This window comes from Streptomyces sp. x-19 (assembly GCF_046549115.1).
Classification (GTDB): Bacteria; Actinomycetota; Actinomycetes; order Streptomycetales; family Streptomycetaceae; genus Streptomyces; species Streptomyces albulus_C.
Map to the genome: position 1 here is coordinate 395,497 of NZ_JAJPWK010000005.1, position 18,247 is coordinate 413,743.

Sequence of the window (18,247 nt, forward strand, 5' to 3'; positions counted from 1 at the left end):
TCCGCTCTGGTGGTCAAGTAAACGTCAAACATGCGGAGTTGGCGATGTCTGGCGCTGACTGGCAGGTCGCGACGTCCCCGCTGTTTTGTCGTGCGCATGCTTTCGCTACCATCCGGTAGGTCGATCAACGATGCTCCTCGGAAGGACGGATGATGGACGTTCAGGATCGTCTGCCGACGGAGCGCACCGGGGCCGCCGTCCCAGGCACCCGGGCCACCGAGGCACCCCGGGACGGCGTCGAGCGCCGGAAGTTCCTCGGCTACGTCCTGGCCGCGCCGACCCTCGCGGTCGCCGCCCAACTGGGCGAGGCCGCCGTGGGAACGAGCCAGGCGCACGCCGCGGTCGGCCCGCTCCCCGAACTGACCGAGATCTTCGACCTCAACGACATGCTCACGACCGCGGCCCTGCCGACGGCCGGCCTGATCACCATCCACGTCCACACCGACGGCACCGCCTCGTTCGCGCTGCCGCGTGCCGAGGTGGGCCAGGGCATCACCACCTCCACCGCGATGCTGATCGCCGAGGAACTCGACCTGCCGCTGGAGAAGATCCGGGTCACCCTCGCGGACGCCCGCCCGGAGTTGCTCTTCAACCAGCTCACCGGCGGCTCCAACACCACCATCTCCACCTACACCCCGATCCGGGTGGCCGCCGCGATCGCCAGGAAGCGCCTCCTGGAGGCCGCCGCCGATCTGCTCGGCACCGAACTCTCCGCGCTGACCTGCAAGGCCGGAGTGATCACCGCCCCGAACGGGCGGAGCGCGACCTACGGTTCGCTCGCCGAGAAGGCCGCCAGCCTGAAGACCGTGCGGGTGACCGCCGACCTCAAGGCCCGCTCGGACTTCTCCGTCATCGGCACCGCGCGCAACCGGGTCGACGCGCTGGCGAGCGTGACCGGCCGCAAGCAGTTCGCCATGGACCTGCACGTGCCGGGCGCGGCGCCGACCATGGTGTGCCGCCCGCCCACGATCAACGGCACCGTGCGGTCCGTGCGGAACCTCGCCGCGGTCCGGGCGATGCCGGGCGTCACCGACGTCGCGACCCTCTCGACGGGCGTGGCGGTGCGCGCCCGGACCTTCGGCCAGTGCATCGACGCGGTGCGCGCGCTCTCGGTCGACTGGGGGCCGGGGACCGCCGAGCGGGCGTCCGACGACACGGTGCTGCGCGAGCTCAAGGCGGCCGAAGTCCCGCTCGTCGTACCGAAGTTGAACCCGCTGGCGAAGACCGTCGAGGGCTCCTTCACCTTCCACTTCGCCAGCAACAGCGCACTGGAACCCAACTGCGCGGTGGCCGACGTGCGGTCGGACCGGGCCGAGGTGTGGGCCGCCCTGAAGTCGCCGATCGTCGCCCAACAGGCGATCGCGGCCAAGTTGGGCCTGGCGCCGGGCGCGGTCACCGTGCACGTCGCCGAAGGCGGCGGCTCGTTCGGCCGCAAGCTGTTCTCCGACGCCGCACTGGAAGCCGTCGAGGCATCCAAGGCGATGGGCAAGCCCGTCAAGCTGATGTGGCACCGCACCGACGAGTTCCGACAGGGCCGCACCCACCCGATGGCCACCTCGCGGATCCGGGCCACGTACGCCCTGGGCAAGGTGCTCACCTACGAGCAGCGGCACACCTCCGTGTCCACCGACTTCGGCCACGGCCTGGGCGAGATCATCACCGCGACGGCCGCCAAGCTGCCGGTGGGCGACCTCACCTTCTCCGAGACCATCTTCACGCTCAGCCAGCAGTCGCCCTACGACCTCGGGCTCACCACCCAGCTCCTCAACGAGGTGGACAAGGGCTTCAACACCGGCAGCATGCGCAACATCTACTCGCCCAACGTCCGGTGCGCGCAGGAGCTCATCGTCGACCGGCTCGCCGACGAGCTGGGCAAGGACCGCCTCGGCTTCCGCCGGCAGCTCATCAAGAACGACCGGGCCAGGGCGGTCCTGGACAAGGTCGCCGAACTCGGTGACTGGGGACGCAAGATGCCCGCCGGCACGGCCCAGGGCCTCGCCGTGCACCCGGAGTACCACGGCGTCGTCGCGGTGCTCGCCGAGATCGACTGCCGGCCGGAGACCACCGGCCGGCACGTCCCCGACGCCTGCACGGGGCCGCGCGTCACCAAGGTCGTCTGCGCCGTCGACGTGGGCCTGGCCGTCAATCCGAAGGGCCTGGAGGCCCAGATGATGGGTGGGATCATGGACGGCATCGCCGTCACCCTCACCTCGGGGCTGCACCTGAAGGACGGTGCGTTCCTGGAAGGCAGCTGGGACAACTACTTCTACACCCGCCAGTGGAACACCCCGCCCGAGCTGGAGATCGTGGTCATGCCGCCGACCAGCGGGAAGCCGGGCGGGGCGGGGGAACTGGCGGTCGGCGCCGCCTCGGCCGCCGTCGCCTGTGCGTACGGCGCGGCCACCGGCACCATGCCGACGACGTTCCCCCTCAACCACTCCGGCCCGCTCGGCTTCGAACCGCTGCCGACCGTCCCCCCGATCCCGCAATCGCCGACCGACGGCCTGGACCGCGCCTACTAGGGGCGACCGTCGGTGGCGGCCCCCTAGGAGCGCAAGGAGCGACCGTGCCCGAACACACCTTCATCCTCAACGGCAAGCCCGTCACGGCCGAGGTCGAGGACGACGTGCGGCTGCTGTGGGTGCTGCGCGACGTCCTGGGCGTCACCGGGCCGAAGTACGGCTGCGGCCTCGGCGTCTGCCAGGCGTGCACCAGCCACCTCAACGGCAAGGCGTTCAACCCCTGTTCGGTGCCGGTCAAGGACGTCCGGCCGGACGACGAGGTCACCACCATCGAGGGGTTGCCCGCCACCGTCGGCAAGGACCTGCACCCCATGCAAGAGGCGTGGTTGGAGTACGACGTCGCCCAGTGCGGCTACTGCCAGCCCGGCCAGATCATGGCCGCGGTCGCCAAGGTCAAGCAGGCCCGTGCCGCCGGCCGGGAGATCACCGAGGCCGACCTGGACGAGATCCGCAACGTCTGCCGCTGCGGCACCTACCACCGCATCCGTGAGGCGATCGCGGAGGGCTCCAAGCGCTTCTGACTCCGGGCCGTCGGCGGTGGGCGGCGCCCCACCGCCGTCACTCCAGCGCGGCGCCGCTCGTCTCGGGGGCCCACAGCGCGGACACCAGCGCGCCGACCAACAGGACCACGGTGAGGGCCATCATGGTCGGGGCGAAGCCGATGCCGCTGAGGCTGACCGGGAGCAGGAAGGTGCCGATGGCGGAGCCGACCCGGCTCATGCCGTTGAGCAGGCCGACGCCGGAGCTGCGCAGTTCCGTGGGGAAGAGTTCGGGCGGGTAGACCTGGTCCAGGTTGGTGGCCGCCGACATGGTGAAGGTGAAGACCAGGAACAGCGGGAAGAGCACCGCGGCCGGCGCGTCGGGCCAGATGCCCATCGGTGCGAGCGACGCGGCGAGCACCGCGAAGGAGCCGATCGTCAGCCGCCGTCGGGTCAGCCCGGCCACCAGCCACAGTCCGGCGACGCCGCCCAGGAGCAGGAAGAGGTTGAGCAGCGCCTCGCTGAGGAATCCCTGACCGGCCAGGCTGATCTTGACGAGGACCAGCGGCAGGAAGGTGTAGATCGCGAAGTACGGGATCACCTGGCAGTTGTAGAACAGGACGCCGAAGGCCGTGTTGCGCCAGTGCTTGCGGCCGAAGAGCGCGCGGTAGGGCGCGGGCTTGAGCTCGGTGCGCTGCTGTGCGGCGAAGGCGTCGAAGTCGACCTGGCTGCCCACGTACGCGGTGACGACCCGCCGGGCCTCGTCGATCCGGCCCTTGCCGATCAGCCAGCGCGGGGATTCCGGGGTGCCGATCCGCAGGAGGAGTACCACGATCGCGGGCACCGCGCTGCTGGCCAGCAGCCAGCGCCAGGAGTCGCCGCCGAGGCCGACGAGGTAGGTGCCGAAGAAGAAGGCGGCGATGTAGCCGACCGTCCACAGCACCGTGAGGGACGCCAGCAGGCCGCCGCGGTAGCGGCGCGGCACGAACTCCGCGACGAGGGTGGGCCCGAGCGCGTAGTCGGCGCCGATGCCGAAGCCGATCAGCAGCCGCAGGACGAACAGTTCCACGGGGCCGGTGACGAAGAACTGCAGGACGGAGGCGACGGCGATGAGGAGGAAGTCGAGCATGTAGAGCCGCTGGCGGCCCATCCGGTCGGCGGCCCAGCCGATGACGATGCTGCCGACGAAGACGCCGATCAGGGCGGAGGCGCCCATCAGGCCCTGCCACAGGGCCCCGAGGTGCATCTGCGGGGCCATCGCGGTCAAGGCGATGCCGATGATGCCCAGTTGGTAGCCGTCGGAGAAGTTCGCCCCGAAGGTCAGCGCGGTGATCTTGAGGTGGAAGCGGTTGAGCGGCAGGTCGTCGAAGGAGGCGTGCGCACCGGGCGGTGCCGGGCGGGCGGGGGCCTGTTCCGGAGGTGCGGGACGGCCGGGCGCAGTGGGGCGGAGCCTGTCTTCGGGCATGGCTGACCAGCTCTCCGTTCAGGGGGAAGCAGGAGCCTGGGGCCACGGACGGGGCGGGAGGGGGAGCGGCGGACGGGCCCCGGATGCCGTGGTGTGACGGCTCTTGCCAACGTGGCGAATGGAAGGTTTCATGCAGCCTGCGAGCTGAATAGATTCTTGTCAAGAGGAGTCGCCATGCCGGAAACCGTTCCCCTCCGCATCACCGGTACGCACCTCGACTGTCACGACGTCGCGCACGCCGCACGGCACGCCACCCCCGTCGAACTCGACGAGAAGGCGCTGGAACGCGCGGCGCGCGCCTACGCGATAGCCCGGGACAGCGGGGCCAAGCGCGCGGTGTACGGCCGCACCACCGGCGTCGGCGCCAACCGGCACGCCGTCGTCGACCGGGACGCCGCCGACCAGCACGGCCTGCGCCTGCTGCGCAGCCACGCCGGCGGCAGCGGCGAGCGGCTGCCCGACGACGTGGTGCGCGGCGCACTCCTCATCCGGCTCAACCAACTGGCGGCCGGCGGCAGCGGCGTGCACCCCCGCCTGCTCCGCGCCCTCCAGACGGCACTGACCCTGGACGCCCTGCCGCGCGTCCACGCCCGCGGCGCCATCGGCACCGGCGACCTGACCACACTCGCCGAGATCGCCCTCACCCTGGCGGGCGAACTACCCTACGCGAAGGGGGCGTTGGGCCCCGTTCCGATCAGCCCCGGCGACGCGCTGGCCTTCATCTCCAGCAATGCCACCACGCTCGCCCAGTCGGTACTCGCCTGGCACGACCTGCGGCAGTTGCTGCGCGCGAGCCATGCGATCACCGCGCTGTCCTACTGCGCCCTCGGCGGCTCCCCGGAGGCGTTCGCCGAAGCGGTGCACCTGGCCCGCCCGCACCCCGGCTCGGTGGCCTGCGCCGCCGCGATGCGCCGCCTGCTGGGACTGGACGAGGACGCCCCCGCCGGTCGCCGACTTCAGGACCCCTTCGGCCTGCGCGCCTACCCGCAGGTGCACGGACCCGCCCTCGACGCCGCCGACACCCTCGAACGCGTCCTCGCCATCGACGTCAACGCCGCCGCCGAGAACCCGCTCATCGACATCGAACGCGCGCAGGTGCACCACCACGGCCAGTTCTCCACCGCTCACCTCGCCCTCGCGCTCGACGGCCTGCGCGCCGCCCTGCACCACGCCGCCGAACTCTCCGCCGCCCGCCTGAGCGACCTGGTCGAGCCGGACCTGACCCGACTGACGCCGTTCCTCGCCGCCGGACCCGCCGGCAGCTCCGGCATCATGATCCTGGAGTACGTCGCGCACGACGCGCTGGCCCAACTCCGCCACGCCGCCGCCCCGGTCACCCTCGGCACGGCCGTGATCTCGCGGGGACTGGAGGACCACGCGAGCTTCTCCACCCACGCCGCGCGCTCCACCACCGCCGCGGTCGACGCCTACCGCACGGTCCTGGCCTGCGAACTGATCGGCGCGGTCCGGGCACTGCGCCAGTCCCGCGCACCCCTCCCGTCCGCCCCGGTCTCCCGCGCCTTCGCCGCCGCGGCGGACCGCCTCCCGTACGTCGCGGCGGACCACCCCCTCGGCGGCGAGATCACCACCGCCGAACACCTTTTGGCGGAGCTGGCGACGTACTGACGCGGACCGGCGCCCGGCACCGACGGCAGCGAGGTCGAGGTGCGTGCCGGGGAGGCGCACGTCGTCGAGGCGGGCGTCGCGCACGCCGTACGTCCCGGCAGCAGCGGCACGCCCGTCATCGTCGAACACCTCGCGCCGCCGGCCTGAGACGCCGACGGCCGCGGCCGGCCGTTCACGCCCCCGGGATGGTCGCCTGGAACTTCTTCGTCAGATCGGCGCCGCGGATCACCCCGCCCTGGTGGTACTTCAGCCCCCAGGCGTCGATCAGTGAGCCGTCGGCGAACATGCAGCTGGAGGTCGCCTTGGACGGGTCGGTCTCGTTCTTGGCGCCCCAACCGCCGCCGTCCGTGGGCTTGTTGCCGAACATGGCGGTGCCGTTGATGCCCTGGCAGTAGGCGATGGACGGATTGCCCGGGCTGCTCGGGCCGCCGGGCTTGCGGACGTAGGCGAGCGCGGCCAGGGTCGGCTTGTCCGCGGCCAGGGTGTCCGCGGCGATCATGATCTTGCTGCCGTCGGCGGCCGCGAAGACGCACATCTCACGCTCGCCGCCCAGCGGGGTGAGCTTGTTGCCGGTGCCCGTGTAGTACGGGACGCGGGTCTCCGCCGTACCGCCCTGCTTCTCGCACCAGGCCGCCGCCGCGGAGCGGGCATGGGGCGCGGGAGCGGCGGCCGGACCGGCGGCGTTGGCCGCCACGGCGGTACCGGACACCAGGACGAGAACGGACACGGCAAGGGCAGGGGAGCGCTTCACGCTTCCTCCTCAGGGACGTGGGATGGGAACGACGCCGCCGGCCGGGCGCTGCGCACCCGCCCATCCCAGCAACCGCCCGTCACACCGTCAACGCAGGTCCCCCGGGATCCCGGCCGCCCCGACGACATTGGCGCGTTCCCACCGACCGGAGCCCGACCGACGTGCCCCGACCGGCGACCGGATCCGGCCAGTAACGCCGGTGTAACTCCGCGATCCACCAGAGCCGTTCGGAACCGATTAGAGTGACCGGCCGATGCCTCCCCCCATGCTGCGCATTCGACTGCTCGGCGGGTTCCGGCTGGTCCGCGAGGACGGGGCCCCGCCCGTGGAACGCTGGTCCCGACCCGGCGCCCGGACGCTCGTCAAGCTGCTGGCCCTCGCCCCCGACCACGCGCTGCACCGCGAACAGGTCATGGCGGCCTGCTGGCCGCACGCCGAACTCCGGTCCGCGCTCGGCAGCCTGCGGGTGGCGCTGCACACCGCCCGGCACGCAATGGAACCCGAACTCCCGCCGCGCGGCGCCTCCGCGTACCTGACCGCCGACGGCGACCTGCTGCGGCTGGCACCGCACACGGTACGCGTGGACACCGACGAGGCGGAAGCCGCCGCCCGGCGGGCCCTGCGCCATGGCGGGCACCGCGCGCTCACCCGTGCCCTGGAGGCGTTGAGCGGCGAGCTGCTGCCCGAGGACCGCCACGCGCCCTGGGCCGAACCGGCCCGCACGCGACTGGCGCAACGGCGGGCCGAACTCCGGCGGGCCCTGGCTGCAGCCGGCCGGCCCCGCGGCGGCCGGTCCGTGCGGCCCGAGGCGGACGCGGCGCGGGTACGGCTGGACTGGGCGCTGCACCTGGACCGTTCGGGACGGTACGCGGAGGCCGTCACCGTGGTGCGCGAGGCCCTCGGTTCGTACGAGCGACAAGGGCAGCGCGATGCCTGCACGCTGGCCGCCGCCCGCCTGGCGGAGGTGCTCGGCCGCGGCCCGGGGGCCCACGAGGCCCTCGCCGTCCTGGCCGCCCATCCGCCCGGCCCCGGCGCCCCCGACCCCATCCGGGCCGCCCACCACATGGCCCACTCCGCGGTGCTGTCCTACTGCGGCCGCTACGAGGAGGGCCTGGCGGCCGCCCGGGCGGCGGAGCACTGCGCCGCGGCCCAGGGCGCCGACGATGCCGTGCTGCTGGCCCGCTCGCGGGCGCAGCAGACGGTGTGCCTGGGCCTGTCGGGCCTGGCCCACGAGGCGGCCGGCCCCGCCGCCGCGGCACTGGCGCCGGCCGAGGCGTCCGGTGACCGGGCCCTGCTGGCCACCGTGCTGTCCGTGCTGCGGGAGACCGAGCGCCGCGCGGGCCGGTACGGCGACGCGCTGACCCACGGCCACCGCGCACTGGCCCTGGCCGAACAGGCGGGCCGCCCCACGGCCACCGCCTTCGAGCGTGCCAACCTCGCCGAACTCCATCTGCTGTGCGGCGAGCGGGTGGACGCGCAGCGCCTGGCCCTGGCCTCGGTCGAACTCGCCGAGCCGTTCGGCGGCACCGCCCTGGCGTTCGCCCTCACGGCGCTGGCCCGCGTACGGGGCGGCACGGCGCCGAAGGAGGCCACCCGACTGCTGGAACGGGCCGGGCGCTGCGCCGCCGACGGCGGGCACCTCCAGGCCATCGACGAAGTGCGCTGCGCGCGGGCGGAGTTGCGGGCGGCGGGCCGGACGGGGTGGTGAGCCGGGGCGGGTGCTGCGCCGCCGGCCTCACGGCTTCCGCGCGGCCTGGCGGGCGCGGAAGCGGCGTACGGCGTCGCGGTTCGCGCAGGCGGGGGAGCAGTAGCGCTGCCGACCGCCGCGCGTGAAGTCGCCGTACGCCCGCCCGCATTCGAGCAGGGCGCACCGGCCCAGCCGGTCCATGCCGCGGCCGGTCAGGTGCAGGGCGGTGCCCACGCTGACCACCGCCCGCACCACACCGGCCAGACCCAGGCCGTCGGCACGGTAGTGGATGTGCCAGCCGCCGTCGGCGTGGTCGGTCAGTCGGGGGTGCTCGGACGCGTCCGTCAGCAGCGCGTTGAGCAGGGCCGCCCGCCGCTCGGGGGTGTCGGCGTCGACCACCGCGAGCCAGCGCGGGAGGAAACCCAGGATCTCCGCCAGGTCCCCGTCGTCCACCGGGCGGTCGATCGCCATGCCCGCGGCGACACACCGTTCGGCGAACTCCGAGGGCGTGCACGGCGGTTGGGCGGCGAGATCCAGGATCAGCCTGACGGGCTCTTCTCCGTAAGGGTTCTGCTGCACAAGGGTATTACAGCAGCCTGGTCCCGGAAGGTTCGAGGCTTCGGAAGGAATCCCCACCATGCGTGCCTGGCTGCCGTTGGTCGCCACCTGCTCGGGAACGTTCATGCTGCTCGTCTACTCGACGATCGTGACGGTGCCGCTGCCCGGCATGGCCCGCGACCTGCACTCGGGCTTCGGCGCCGCGCAGTGGATCGTCGACGTCTACACCCTCGCCCTGGCGGGGCTGCTGCTCGGCATGGGCTCGCTCGGGGACAACCTGGGGCGCAAACGCCTGTACCTGTCCGGCCTCGGCGTCTTCGGCGTCGCCACGCTCGGGTGCGGACTGGCCGGCAGCGCCGCGGTGTTGATCGCCGCGCGAGCGGTCCAGGGTCTGGCCGGTGCCGCGATGTTCTCGACCCTGCTCCCGTTGATCGGGCTCACCTACACCGGGCGCGACCGGGGCGTGGCCTTCGCGATCTGGGGCGCGGTGGCCGGTGCGGCCGCCGGGATCGGCAACGTCGCCGGCGGGGTCCTGACGCAGTTCCTGTCCTGGCAGTGGATCTTCTTCGCGGGCGTGCCGGTCTGCGCGCTCACGCTGGCCCTCTCCGCCGCGGTGCTCATCGACGACACCACCACCTCGACCCGCATCGACCACCGGGGCATCGCCACCTTCACGCTGGCGGCGATCGGCATCACCTTCGGCATCATCCGCGGCGGAGAGCGGGGATGGGGAGAGACGCCGGCGCTGCTCGGCCTCGGGTTCGGCCTGGTGATGCTCCTCGCGTTCGTCCTCGTGGAGCGGGCCGGCAGCAACCCGATGCTCTCACCGGACCTGTTCCGCAAGGGGAGGTTCAACGGCACGTTGGTCGCGGCCACGGGGTACTACCTCGCCGCGTTCGGGGCGCTGCCCGTCGTGTCGATCTGGTTGCAGGACGGGGCGGGGCTCACCGCGCTGCCCGCGGCCCTGGTCATCACGGTGCAGCCGGTGGCGTTCTTCGCCACGTCCGCGGGACTCGGCAGCATGCTGCACCGGCTCCCGGCGCACTGGACGCTCGGCGGCGGCACGGTGGCCGTCGGCGTCGGCGACGCCCTGATGCTGACGGTGGAGGGGGGCTCTTCCTGGCCGGCGCTCCTGCCGGGACTGGTCCTCACCGGCATCGGCGCCGGCATCGTCTCGCCCGTGCTGCCCGCCGTCGCCATGTCCGCCGCTCCCGAGGCCCAGAGCGGCGTGGCCTCCGCCGCCGCCAACTGCGCCCGCCAACTCGGCCTGGCGCTGGGCATCGCGGTGCTCGGCTCCGTGTTCCACCGGTTCTCGTCCGGCGCGGCGGGCGCCGCCCTGCCCGCCCGGTACGCCCATGGCCTCGTCGCGGTGTTCGCGGTCGCCGCCGCCGTCGGCGTGGGGAGCGGACTGCTGGCCCTGTGGCTGCTCACCCCGCCCCGTGGCGGCGGTGCCGGTCCGTCGGGGTGGCGCCGCGCCGCGAAGTCCGTGCGCCACCGGTCGATGAGCGGGGGCAGTTCGCGGAGCATGAACGCGTAGGAGCCACCCCTCTCCGTCAGGCGCCGGCCGCGCCGTCACTGTGGTGGACGCCCGCCAGCCCGTTTCCGCCGCCCACGGCTCGGCGACCGCGACGACCGGATCGTCGGGCGAACCGGCCTTCCACACCTGGACGTTGACGCCCCTGCCGCCCGGCGCCTGCCCGGCCCGCAGCCGCTTCGCCCAGCGGGCCGGATCGTCGTCGCTGCCGCCGGCACGCGGTCGCGGCGATGCCGGATGAGGGTGAATTCCGTGTGGCGCGCCCCGCCACCGCAGCGCGTCCACGATGATCGCTGCTCAGGGGAGCCGCCCTCCGGGACACCCGGGCGCGCTGCTGCGCGGCCCTCCCGACACGTGACGACCGAAGGGGAATTCGGATGACGGACCGTACCGAGTCGATCGAATCGGTGGAACAACTCGCCGTCGTCTGGCGGGCCATGGTGCTCGACCGCGACGCGCACGCGGACGTCCGGGACCTCCCGGGCATCGCCGTGCGCTGGGCCGACTGCCGCTTCGCCTTCTGGAACTGCGCCGCGTTGACCGAGGTGGACGCGGACGCGGCGCTCGTCGCGCGGCGGGTGGGCCAGGCAGCGGACCTGATGCGCACGAAGCGGCACCCGGGCTTCCTGTGGGTCTTCGAGGACCTGCTCCACGACGAGGCGCGCGCGGCGCTCGGCGAAGCGGTCGAACGGGCCGGCCTCGCCTACGCCTTCCCCGGCACCGGCATGGCCGGAGACCTCCTCCCCGTCCCCGAGCCGGCCCACCCCGACCTGACGTACGAGCGGGTGACCACGGACGAGCAACTGCGGGCCTACGCGGACCTCAACTCCCGTGCGTACGGCCTCCCCTTGGCGGCCGGCCGGGACGGCCTGGACGGCTCCCGCCTGTGGAAGAGCCGGATGCACGCCTATCTGGCCCTGCGGGACGGTGCTCCGGTGGCGTGCGCCGCGACGGTGGAGGCCGAGGGCCGCCTCTTCGTCGCGCTCGTCGCCACCGCCCCCGAGTGGCAACGCCGCGGCTACGGTGAGGCCGTCACACGCAAGGCGCTGCACGAGGGCGCCCGGGCCCGCGGACTGACCCGCGCGACCCTGCACGCCACCGCCGCCGGAGCCCCCGTCTACCCCCGCATCGGCTTCACCCCGAACTCCCGGATCCACTTCTACGGCCTGAAGGGCTGAGAGCGCCGCGGCCGGCAGGTGACCGGCGCCACCGGCGCCGAAACGAGAAAAGGCAAGGAGTACGACCGCTCCTCGCCACTCTTAACTTATAGCGCACCGGGGGGCTTGCGGCAAGGCCCCGGTCGTCCCGCAAAATCGCAGGCCGAAGCCAGAAACCTGCGGAAACGGGGACTCCCGAAGTGCGTGATGTGTGGTGGGACTGTGCGCCGGGCGCTGACGCCCGGGCGGTGGGACGGGGCCGGCGGCTGCTGGTGCCCGGCACCGGGTCGGTGGACGTCGCGGCCGCGGCCGCGGATCGGGGTTGATGTCATGGGTTCCCTGACCACCAGCGCGTTCGCGCTTCCCGCCCGGCTCGCGGCCAAGGCGGACCAGGCACTGGTCGCCGAGGACGAGCGGCACTTCGCGGCCCTCGCGGAGAGCCTCGACCGCGCGATCGGTGAGCTGTCCGACCAACTCGACGCCACGCTCAAGGCACCCGGCGGCGTCGGCCGGGCCGCCATGGACCGGGACGCCGAGATCCACCGGCTGACCGCTCGCCTGCGCGCCCTGCGCCGGTTCGGCCTGGACCTGTGCCTGGGGCGCATCGTCACCGCCGACGACCCCGAGCCCGTGTACGTCGGCCGGCTCGGCCTCACCGACGGCTCGGGGCGCCGACTGCTCGTCGACTGGCGTTCGCCGGCCGCCGAGCCGTTCTTCGGGGCGACCCACGCCAACCCGATGGGACTGGCGAGCCGCCGCAGGTACCGCTGGACCGGCGGCCGGATCGGCGACTACTGGGACGAGGTGTTCACCGCCGACGCGCTGGCGCTCGGACGGCACGCCGCGCTCGACGACCAGTCCGCGTTCATCGCCAGCCTGGGCGGCAGCCGGTCGGCCCGGATGCGGGACGTGCTCGCCACCATCCAGTCCGACCAGGACGCCATCATCCGGGCCGGGTCCCGCGGCGCCCTGGTCGTCGACGGCGGCCCCGGTACCGGCAAGACCGTCGTCGCCCTGCACCGCTCCGCCTACCTCCTCCACGCCGACCCCCGCCTGGGCCACCGTCGAGGCGGGGTGCTGTTCGTCGGGCCGCACCAGCCCTACCTGGCCTACGTCGCCGACGTCCTGCCCAGCCTGGGCGAGGAGGGCGTGCAGACCTGCACCGTGCGAGACCTCGTCGCCGAGGGCGCCGGGGCGGCGAGCGAGACCGACCCGGAGGTGGCCAGGCTGAAGTCGTCCGCGCGGATGGTGCGGGCGATCGAGGCGGCCGTCAGGTTCTACGAGGAGCCGCCCACCGAGGGGATGACGGTCATGACGGACTGGGCCGACGTCCGGCTGAGCGCCGATGACTGGGCCGACGCGTTCCAGGCAGCGGGAGCCGGCACGCCGCACAACGAGGCGCGCGAGCAGATCTGGGCGGAACTGGTCACCATCCTGCTGGACAAACTCGACGAGGACGTTCCGCCCGAGCTGTTCGGCCGGGCACTGCGGCACGACGAGGAACTGGTCACCACCCTCCACCGTGCCTGGCCGCTGCTCGAAGCGGCCGACCTGGTCGGCGACCTGTGGTCGGTCCCCGCGTACCTGCGGTTGTGCGCTCCCTGGCTCAGCCGCGACGAGGTGCGCACACTCCAGCGCAAGCAGGCGCCCCAGGCATGGACGGTGGCCGACCTGCCGCTCCTCGACGCGGCCCGACAGCGGCTCGGTGACCCGGCGGCGGCCCGGCGACAGCGCCGGCACGAGGCCGCCGTCGCCGCCGAGCGCGCCCGGATGGCCGACGTCATCGACGACGTCCTCGCGGCCGACGACGACGGCGAGGGGGCCGTGACCATGCTGCGCGGCCGGGACCTGCAGGACAGCCTGATCGACGCGGCCGCCCTGCCCGGCAGCGAACCGGACCGGCTCGCCGGGCCGTTCGCGCACATCGTCGTGGACGAGGCCCAGGAACTGACCGACGCCGAGTGGCACATGCTGCTGCTGCGCTGCCCGTCCCGGAGCCTCACCATCGTCGGGGACCGGGCCCAGGCCAGGCACGGCTTCACCGAGTCGTGGCACGAACGACTGGCGCGGGTCGGGCTCGACCGGATCGAGGTGACCTCGCTGAGCGTCAACTACCGCACGCCGTCGCAGGTCATGGCGGAAGCCGAGCCGGTCATCCGCGCCGTGCTCCCGGACGCCAACGTGCCGACCTCCATCCGCGACGGCGACGTGCCCGTCACCCACGGGTCCGTTGCGGAACTCGACACGATCCTGGATGCCTGGCTCGCCGCGCACGCCGACGGGGTCGCCTGCGTCATCGGCGCCCCCACGTTCCGGGCAACGCCCCGCGTCCGCTCGCTGACACCCGAACTGTCGAAGGGCCTGGAGTTCGACCTGGTCGTCCTGGTCGACCCGGAGGCGTTCGGGGAGGGCGTCGAAGGCGCGGTGGACCGCTACGTCGCGATGACCCGGGCGACCCGGCAACTGGTCGTCCTCACCAGCCCCTGACACGGACCGGGGCGCGGGGGCGGCCACGGGGTCGGGGGGACCGGCCCGGAGACACCGCTCTCATCCCACGAGGAGATCCACGACTTCCTCCACCGCCGGCAGAACCACCTGCACGAAACCGACCGCGCCGCCGAACGCCGCGCCGACGGGTCATCGCCCTGGCGGCTCCTCGGATCCGGCGTCGTCCTCGCCGGCCGGCGGATCCTCGTCAGTCGGTCGGTAGCTCGCCGGCGGGTCGAGCCGCCGCAACAACTCCTCGGCGGTCTCGTACCGGTCCTGGGTCTTGATGACCTCCGCGACCTGTTTGGCGAGCATGCTCCGCCGGGCGTCCCCGTCGGGGAAGCCCATACTGGTGAGGAACGCCTCGAAGTGCTCAGCGGCGGTCGGCTCGCGCTCGACGGTGGTGGGTGGGCCGTCGAGGTCCTCCATGTCGGCCTGCTCGTCCGAGAGTTGAGGCACGAACGACCGCAGCCGATCGGGCACGTCCGCGTCATTGGCGGCGGACGCGAGCTGCGCGATCAGGCCGAGGTCCGCCACGGTCTTCTCCACCTGGTCCCCGTTCTTCGCCAGCCACCAGACCACCGCACTGCCGGTGTCCTTCAGCACGTCTTCGCCCAGGTACTCGCGTTTGCTCTGCTCGTACTTGCGTTGGTGTTCCCAGACCGCCTTGTCCTTGCGCACCTCCGCCAGCTTGTCCAGCCGCTCCCGATCGTGTTCGTGCAAGGTGAGTGTGACGTTCTCCGCCATGGCCTGGAGGTGTTCGGTGCGGTCCGGGCACAACCGGCTGAGCGCACCGCCCAACTCGTGCTCGACTAGCGAGACGCGGTCGGGATCGCGCAGCTCCGTGAGCGCACGAGCCCGTTCGAGCACCGCCTCGACGGCGAGGCCGGCCGGATTGACCACCGGACCGTGGCCGTTGGGATCCAGCGGGTACCACCGCACGGTCGCGGAGAACAGGAAGTCGTAGTCGGCCCACTGACTGGGGAGCGCAACGGAACTGAGACGGTGTTCCCGGCGTTCGATGGGCACTGCCGTCCGCTGCTCCTCGAAGTCGACGGTGAACGCGCCGCGCCGCGATTCGGCGATCTTGAAGGCCACCGTGGGCACGGCGACGAGGAGAACGGCGAGGGCCGCCCAGGCCCAACCGGGCCATCGCTGCACCAGGCCGACGATCGTCAGCAGCAGAGCGCACAAGGTGGTCAGGAACACGGTGGTGGTCTTGGATCCCGTCGTCATGGTGTCGTCCCCCCGGGACTCGCGGATCGAGGTGATGCGTCACGTGGGCGCAGGCCCTGTGTCGCCGAGATCTTGTGGAGCAGCCGATCGGTCGTCTTGGCGCCGCGTGCCGGGCCGCCGCTCGTGGTGGGTTCCGCGGCACGAGCCGCCGCGTACAGCGCGGCGAAATGGGTGCCGTTCCCGCCCGCGCCGTGGACCAACAGGTCGAGCAGCAGGTCACGGCGGTCGTCGGAGTCGGAGGCGAGGTGCAGCCAGCGTTTCGCGTAGGGCTGCCAGTCAGGCTGTGGCAGGTGAGTGAGAACGACGTGCCAGCCGAGGGAAACGCATTCCTGTACGTACCGCTCGTCCACCAGTGCGTGGGGTGCTCCGCCCGGCTCCGTCAGCGGTCCCGGATCGCAGATCCGCAGGAAGAGGCGCGCGTCGGCGGCCGGGGCGGAGGACTGCCGGGTGACGCGATCGAGGGCGCGGCGCCTGAGCCGGCTGCTCGTCGCGACCAGTGCGCACAGGGCGTCCAGCGCGGGCGTTGTTCCGTGCTCGCGGCGCGCCAGGTGAAGCAGCCGGATCATTGCCTGGTCGGGGTGGGTCGGGGCGATGACGTTGGTGCAGACATAGCGGAGAACGTCGGCGAGTTCCCTCGTCAGCTGCTTGTCCCGGCACCACACCCGGACCAGTTGCCGGAAGGCGCTCCCGAACTCCTGGTGTTCCAGGCCACGGGAGAGCGCGTGGACGGCGGCCGGCACCAGCGCCCGCGATCCGGCCCCGGCAGTCCACTCGTCCGCCAGGGCTGCCAGTCCCTGCCACTGTCTGGTGCGCAAGTACTGGTCGGCGAGCCGACTCACCAACTCTTCGCGCAAGCTCGGGGTGAGGTGTGGATCGTCAAGCTTGGAACTGCGGGCCGTCCACGAGCTGAACAGGGGCCGGAGGTGGGGCATGTGGTCCCAGAAGTGGACGCGTACCGCATCGTCGTAGTCCAACTCTTTGAACTGGACGTGACCGTACACTCCGGTCGATGCGTGGATCTCCTCCAGCCGCTCGGCCAGGTCCTTGCACGCCAGCGAGGGCCCTTCCTCCCGAGGGCCCCCGGGCAGGTGCAGCAGCACGTCCGTGGCGCGGTGGATGACGTCGGAGTGTGCCCCGTGCAGCATGGCCGTGGTGAACAGCAGCGCCCGTTGAGATGCCTCGCACCGTTCGGCGACGAGACGTGCCACCTCCTTCCGTCGGGTCTTGCGCGCGTCCCGTGCCTGCTCGCACCACCGGGCGAAGCCGGCACCCGGTTCCGCGGCACGAGCCCGACGCACGCGGTCGGCGAAGCCCGCGACCTCCGCGAGCGGGCGCTGTTCTCCCAGGAACTCCACCATCGCGGGCGCCGGTTGCAGGAATGCCTCGTGCGGTACGCCGTGGAGCCGCAAGTGGCGAAGGAGCACTTCCTCGGCCGGCGGCCGTGCGATGTCGGCTCGGAGGAATTGGAGGTCGGCTTCCAGGTCGTCGCCGTACGGCATGACGACGACCAAGTGCGCCTGCTGCTCGTGCACGACCTTGCGCAGCGACGACAGGTCCCTGCAGTCCTTCGCCCATCGGGTTCCGCCGGCGTCGGCCAGGTCCAACAACAGCCGGTCGCCGGCGCCGACCAACGTGGCGTCGGTGAGGGTGGCTTCCCCCTCATCGCCGGGCAGCAATTCGCGGAAGATGCCCGTTTCCCGAGGGAGTTCGTACAGGAGCACGCGCGCAGCCGCATGCCTCCCACTGCCCGGCCCGCCGGACAGGATCACGGTGCTGTGCTCCGCCAGCAGGCGGCGCGCCTCACCCATGCCCGCCGGGTCGACGAAGCGCTGCCTGAGCCGCCGGAGCTGGTCGTCCGCGATGCGCCGGGGGCTGCGGCCGGTCGCTTCCTGCGGGCCGATGGTGACGTTCCAGTTGTAGAGGTCCCCGTACCCGGTGTGCATCGCGCCGCGGGCACTGCCGACCCGCGTTGCGCCCCGTTCGTTCACCGCACGTCGTCCTCGTGCCGTCCCCGCCCGCCGAACCGGTGCTGGATGCCGCCCTGCTGATCGCCCTCCACGATCGTCATGCCGTCGCCCGAGTAGTGACGTCCCCCTGACTGGTGGCGGGAGTTCTGGTAGATGTTGCCGTTGCCGGAGTGGACCGGTCCGCTCGCTCCCTTGATGACGGTGCCGACGACGTCGCCGGTGACGTCACGGCTCTGCACCGCGGTTCCGAGGACGTCTCCGGTCGAGTTGGACACGGTGTCCAGGTCGCTGCCAGGCAGGTCGGCGTTCTCCACGTCGTGCAACTCGGGCACCATCTCGGCGATCACGTCGCCGAGCCGCTTGAGATCGGCTTCTGCGCTCTGCGTGTCCAGCCGGACGGACTGTAGATCCGCCAGCCGCGCCAATGCGTCCGGCAAATCGCCCTTCTTCAGGCGACCTGTCGTCCTGCCTGCCAGGACGGGAATCACCGGCAGCCCGCATTCGAACGCCAGCAGGATCTCCTTGCGCACCCAGTCCTCCGGATCGCGCAGCCTCTCGCGGAAGTTGAGCCAATCGGCCCCGATCACTGCCAGAAGCAGCGCGCTGCGCCGCAAGCTCGTCACGAGGGCATCGGGGTACGGGGTCCCGGGTGGAATGGACTTCGAAGCGCGGAAGGCGAGGTTCCGCCCGAAGCGGTGGGAGAGCTCGTTGTCGATCAGGGCGGCGGCTTCGTTCCCGTCGCCGGTCCGGTAGTTGATGAATACGTCGGCCATCGTGG

The 18,247-nt window shown here is 72.5% G+C and carries 14 protein-coding genes; 8 read left to right on the plus strand and 6 right to left on the minus strand.

The window, feature by feature from the left end; all coding sequences use genetic code 11:
• Window positions 1-149: 149 nt before the first annotated feature.
• Together ACLJT4_RS16455 and ACLJT4_RS16460 are read left to right on the plus strand one after the other, a co-directional pair.
• Window positions 150-2,522 (plus strand): molybdopterin cofactor-binding domain-containing protein, encoded by a 2,373-nt coding sequence (locus ACLJT4_RS16455; protein WP_411123063.1) that lies wholly within the window; start codon window positions 150-152, stop codon window positions 2,520-2,522.
• Between the two features lie 44 nt (window positions 2,523-2,566).
• The gene (locus tag ACLJT4_RS16460) at window positions 2,567-3,043 is read left to right on the plus strand and encodes a (2Fe-2S)-binding protein (protein WP_411123064.1); all 477 of its coding nucleotides are present in this window, start codon (window positions 2,567-2,569) and stop codon (window positions 3,041-3,043) included.
• 37 nt (window positions 3,044-3,080) lie between these two features.
• Here the strand turns inward: ACLJT4_RS16460 and ACLJT4_RS16465 are convergent, their stop codons facing one another.
• Window positions 3,081-4,466, minus strand: coding sequence for an MFS transporter (locus ACLJT4_RS16465; protein ID WP_411123065.1), 1,386 nt, complete (start codon window positions 4,464-4,466; stop codon window positions 3,081-3,083).
• Between the two features lie 174 nt (window positions 4,467-4,640).
• Between ACLJT4_RS16465 and ACLJT4_RS16470 the strand changes: the two genes are divergently transcribed.
• Entirely contained in the window at window positions 4,641-6,092 is a 1,452-nt protein-coding gene (locus ACLJT4_RS16470; RefSeq protein ID WP_411123066.1) for an aromatic amino acid ammonia-lyase, read from the plus strand.
• A gap of 172 nt (window positions 6,093-6,264) precedes the next feature.
• On the opposite strand, the gene ACLJT4_RS16475 is transcribed toward ACLJT4_RS16470, so the two are convergent.
• Window positions 6,265-6,843 carry a hypothetical protein gene (locus tag ACLJT4_RS16475; protein ID WP_411123067.1) on the minus strand — a complete coding sequence of 193 codons (579 nt, stop codon included), beginning with the start codon at window positions 6,841-6,843 and terminating at the stop codon, window positions 6,265-6,267.
• A gap of 253 nt (window positions 6,844-7,096) precedes the next feature.
• Between ACLJT4_RS16475 and ACLJT4_RS16480 the strand changes: the two genes are divergently transcribed.
• Window positions 7,097-8,551: a hypothetical protein gene (locus tag ACLJT4_RS16480; RefSeq protein WP_411123068.1), complete on the plus strand. Its 1,455-nt coding sequence runs from the start codon at window positions 7,097-7,099 to the stop codon at window positions 8,549-8,551.
• Window positions 8,552-8,578: 27 nt separating this feature from the next.
• Here ACLJT4_RS16480 and ACLJT4_RS16485 read toward each other — a convergent pair whose 3' ends face one another.
• Window positions 8,579-9,109 (minus strand): CGNR zinc finger domain-containing protein, encoded by a 531-nt coding sequence (locus ACLJT4_RS16485; RefSeq protein ID WP_411123069.1) that lies wholly within the window; start codon window positions 9,107-9,109, stop codon window positions 8,579-8,581.
• A 58-nt stretch (window positions 9,110-9,167) separates the two neighbouring features.
• Between ACLJT4_RS16485 and ACLJT4_RS16490 the strand changes: the two genes are divergently transcribed.
• The 4 genes from ACLJT4_RS16490 (at window position 9,168) to helR (ending at window position 14,266) form a co-directional block, all read left to right on the plus strand.
• Window positions 9,168-10,625 carry an MFS transporter gene (locus ACLJT4_RS16490; RefSeq protein WP_411123070.1) on the plus strand — a complete coding sequence of 486 codons (1,458 nt, stop codon included), beginning with the start codon at window positions 9,168-9,170 and terminating at the stop codon, window positions 10,623-10,625.
• Between the two features lie 43 nt (window positions 10,626-10,668).
• The gene (locus tag ACLJT4_RS16495) at window positions 10,669-10,863 is read left to right on the plus strand and encodes a hypothetical protein (protein WP_411123071.1); all 195 of its coding nucleotides are present in this window, start codon (window positions 10,669-10,671) and stop codon (window positions 10,861-10,863) included.
• 136 nt (window positions 10,864-10,999) lie between these two features.
• Window positions 11,000-11,800, plus strand: a complete 801-nt coding sequence (locus ACLJT4_RS16500) for a GNAT family N-acetyltransferase (RefSeq protein ID WP_411123072.1) — start codon at window positions 11,000-11,002, stop codon at window positions 11,798-11,800.
• A 309-nt stretch (window positions 11,801-12,109) separates the two neighbouring features.
• A complete protein-coding gene (helR, locus tag ACLJT4_RS16505) occupies window positions 12,110-14,266 on the plus strand; it encodes an RNA polymerase recycling motor ATPase HelR (protein WP_411123073.1) in 2,157 nt (718 codons plus the stop codon).
• Window positions 14,267-14,416: 150 nt separating this feature from the next.
• Here the strand turns inward: helR and ACLJT4_RS16510 are convergent, their stop codons facing one another.
• From ACLJT4_RS16510 to ACLJT4_RS16520, 3 genes are read right to left on the minus strand one after another with little or no spacing between them, the layout of a single operon-like run.
• Window positions 14,417-15,502, minus strand: a complete 1,086-nt coding sequence (locus ACLJT4_RS16510) for a hypothetical protein (protein ID WP_411123074.1) — start codon at window positions 15,500-15,502, stop codon at window positions 14,417-14,419.
• Entirely contained in the window at window positions 15,499-17,490 is a 1,992-nt protein-coding gene (locus ACLJT4_RS16515; RefSeq protein WP_411123075.1) for a hypothetical protein, read from the minus strand. Before ACLJT4_RS16515 ends, ACLJT4_RS16510 begins: the two co-directional genes overlap by 4 nt.
• Window positions 17,487-18,242 carry a toll/interleukin-1 receptor domain-containing protein gene (locus ACLJT4_RS16520; protein ID WP_411123076.1) on the minus strand — a complete coding sequence of 252 codons (756 nt, stop codon included), beginning with the start codon at window positions 18,240-18,242 and terminating at the stop codon, window positions 17,487-17,489. Before ACLJT4_RS16520 ends, ACLJT4_RS16515 begins: the two co-directional genes overlap by 4 nt.
• Window positions 18,243-18,247 lie beyond the last annotated feature (5 nt).

Excerpts from the sequence above, each read along its gene's own strand:
- ACLJT4_RS16455 (WP_411123063.1), top strand. The coding sequence starts at position 150 with ATGATGGACGTTCAGGATCGTCTGCCGACGGAGCGCACCGGGGCCGCC.
- ACLJT4_RS16465 (WP_411123065.1), bottom strand. The coding sequence starts at position 4,466 with ATGCCCGAAGACAGGCTCCGCCCCACTGCGCCCGGCCGTCCCGCACCT.
- ACLJT4_RS16470 (WP_411123066.1), top strand. The coding sequence starts at position 4,641 with ATGCCGGAAACCGTTCCCCTCCGCATCACCGGTACGCACCTCGACTGT.
- ACLJT4_RS16480 (WP_411123068.1), top strand. The coding sequence starts at position 7,097 with ATGCCTCCCCCCATGCTGCGCATTCGACTGCTCGGCGGGTTCCGGCTG.
- ACLJT4_RS16490 (WP_411123070.1), top strand. The coding sequence starts at position 9,168 with ATGCGTGCCTGGCTGCCGTTGGTCGCCACCTGCTCGGGAACGTTCATG.
- ACLJT4_RS16500 (WP_411123072.1), top strand. The coding sequence starts at position 11,000 with ATGACGGACCGTACCGAGTCGATCGAATCGGTGGAACAACTCGCCGTC.
- helR (WP_411123073.1), top strand. The coding sequence starts at position 12,110 with ATGGGTTCCCTGACCACCAGCGCGTTCGCGCTTCCCGCCCGGCTCGCG.
- ACLJT4_RS16510 (WP_411123074.1), bottom strand. The coding sequence starts at position 15,502 with ATGACGACGGGATCCAAGACCACCACCGTGTTCCTGACCACCTTGTGC.
- ACLJT4_RS16520 (WP_411123076.1), bottom strand. The coding sequence starts at position 18,242 with ATGGCCGACGTATTCATCAACTACCGGACCGGCGACGGGAACGAAGCC.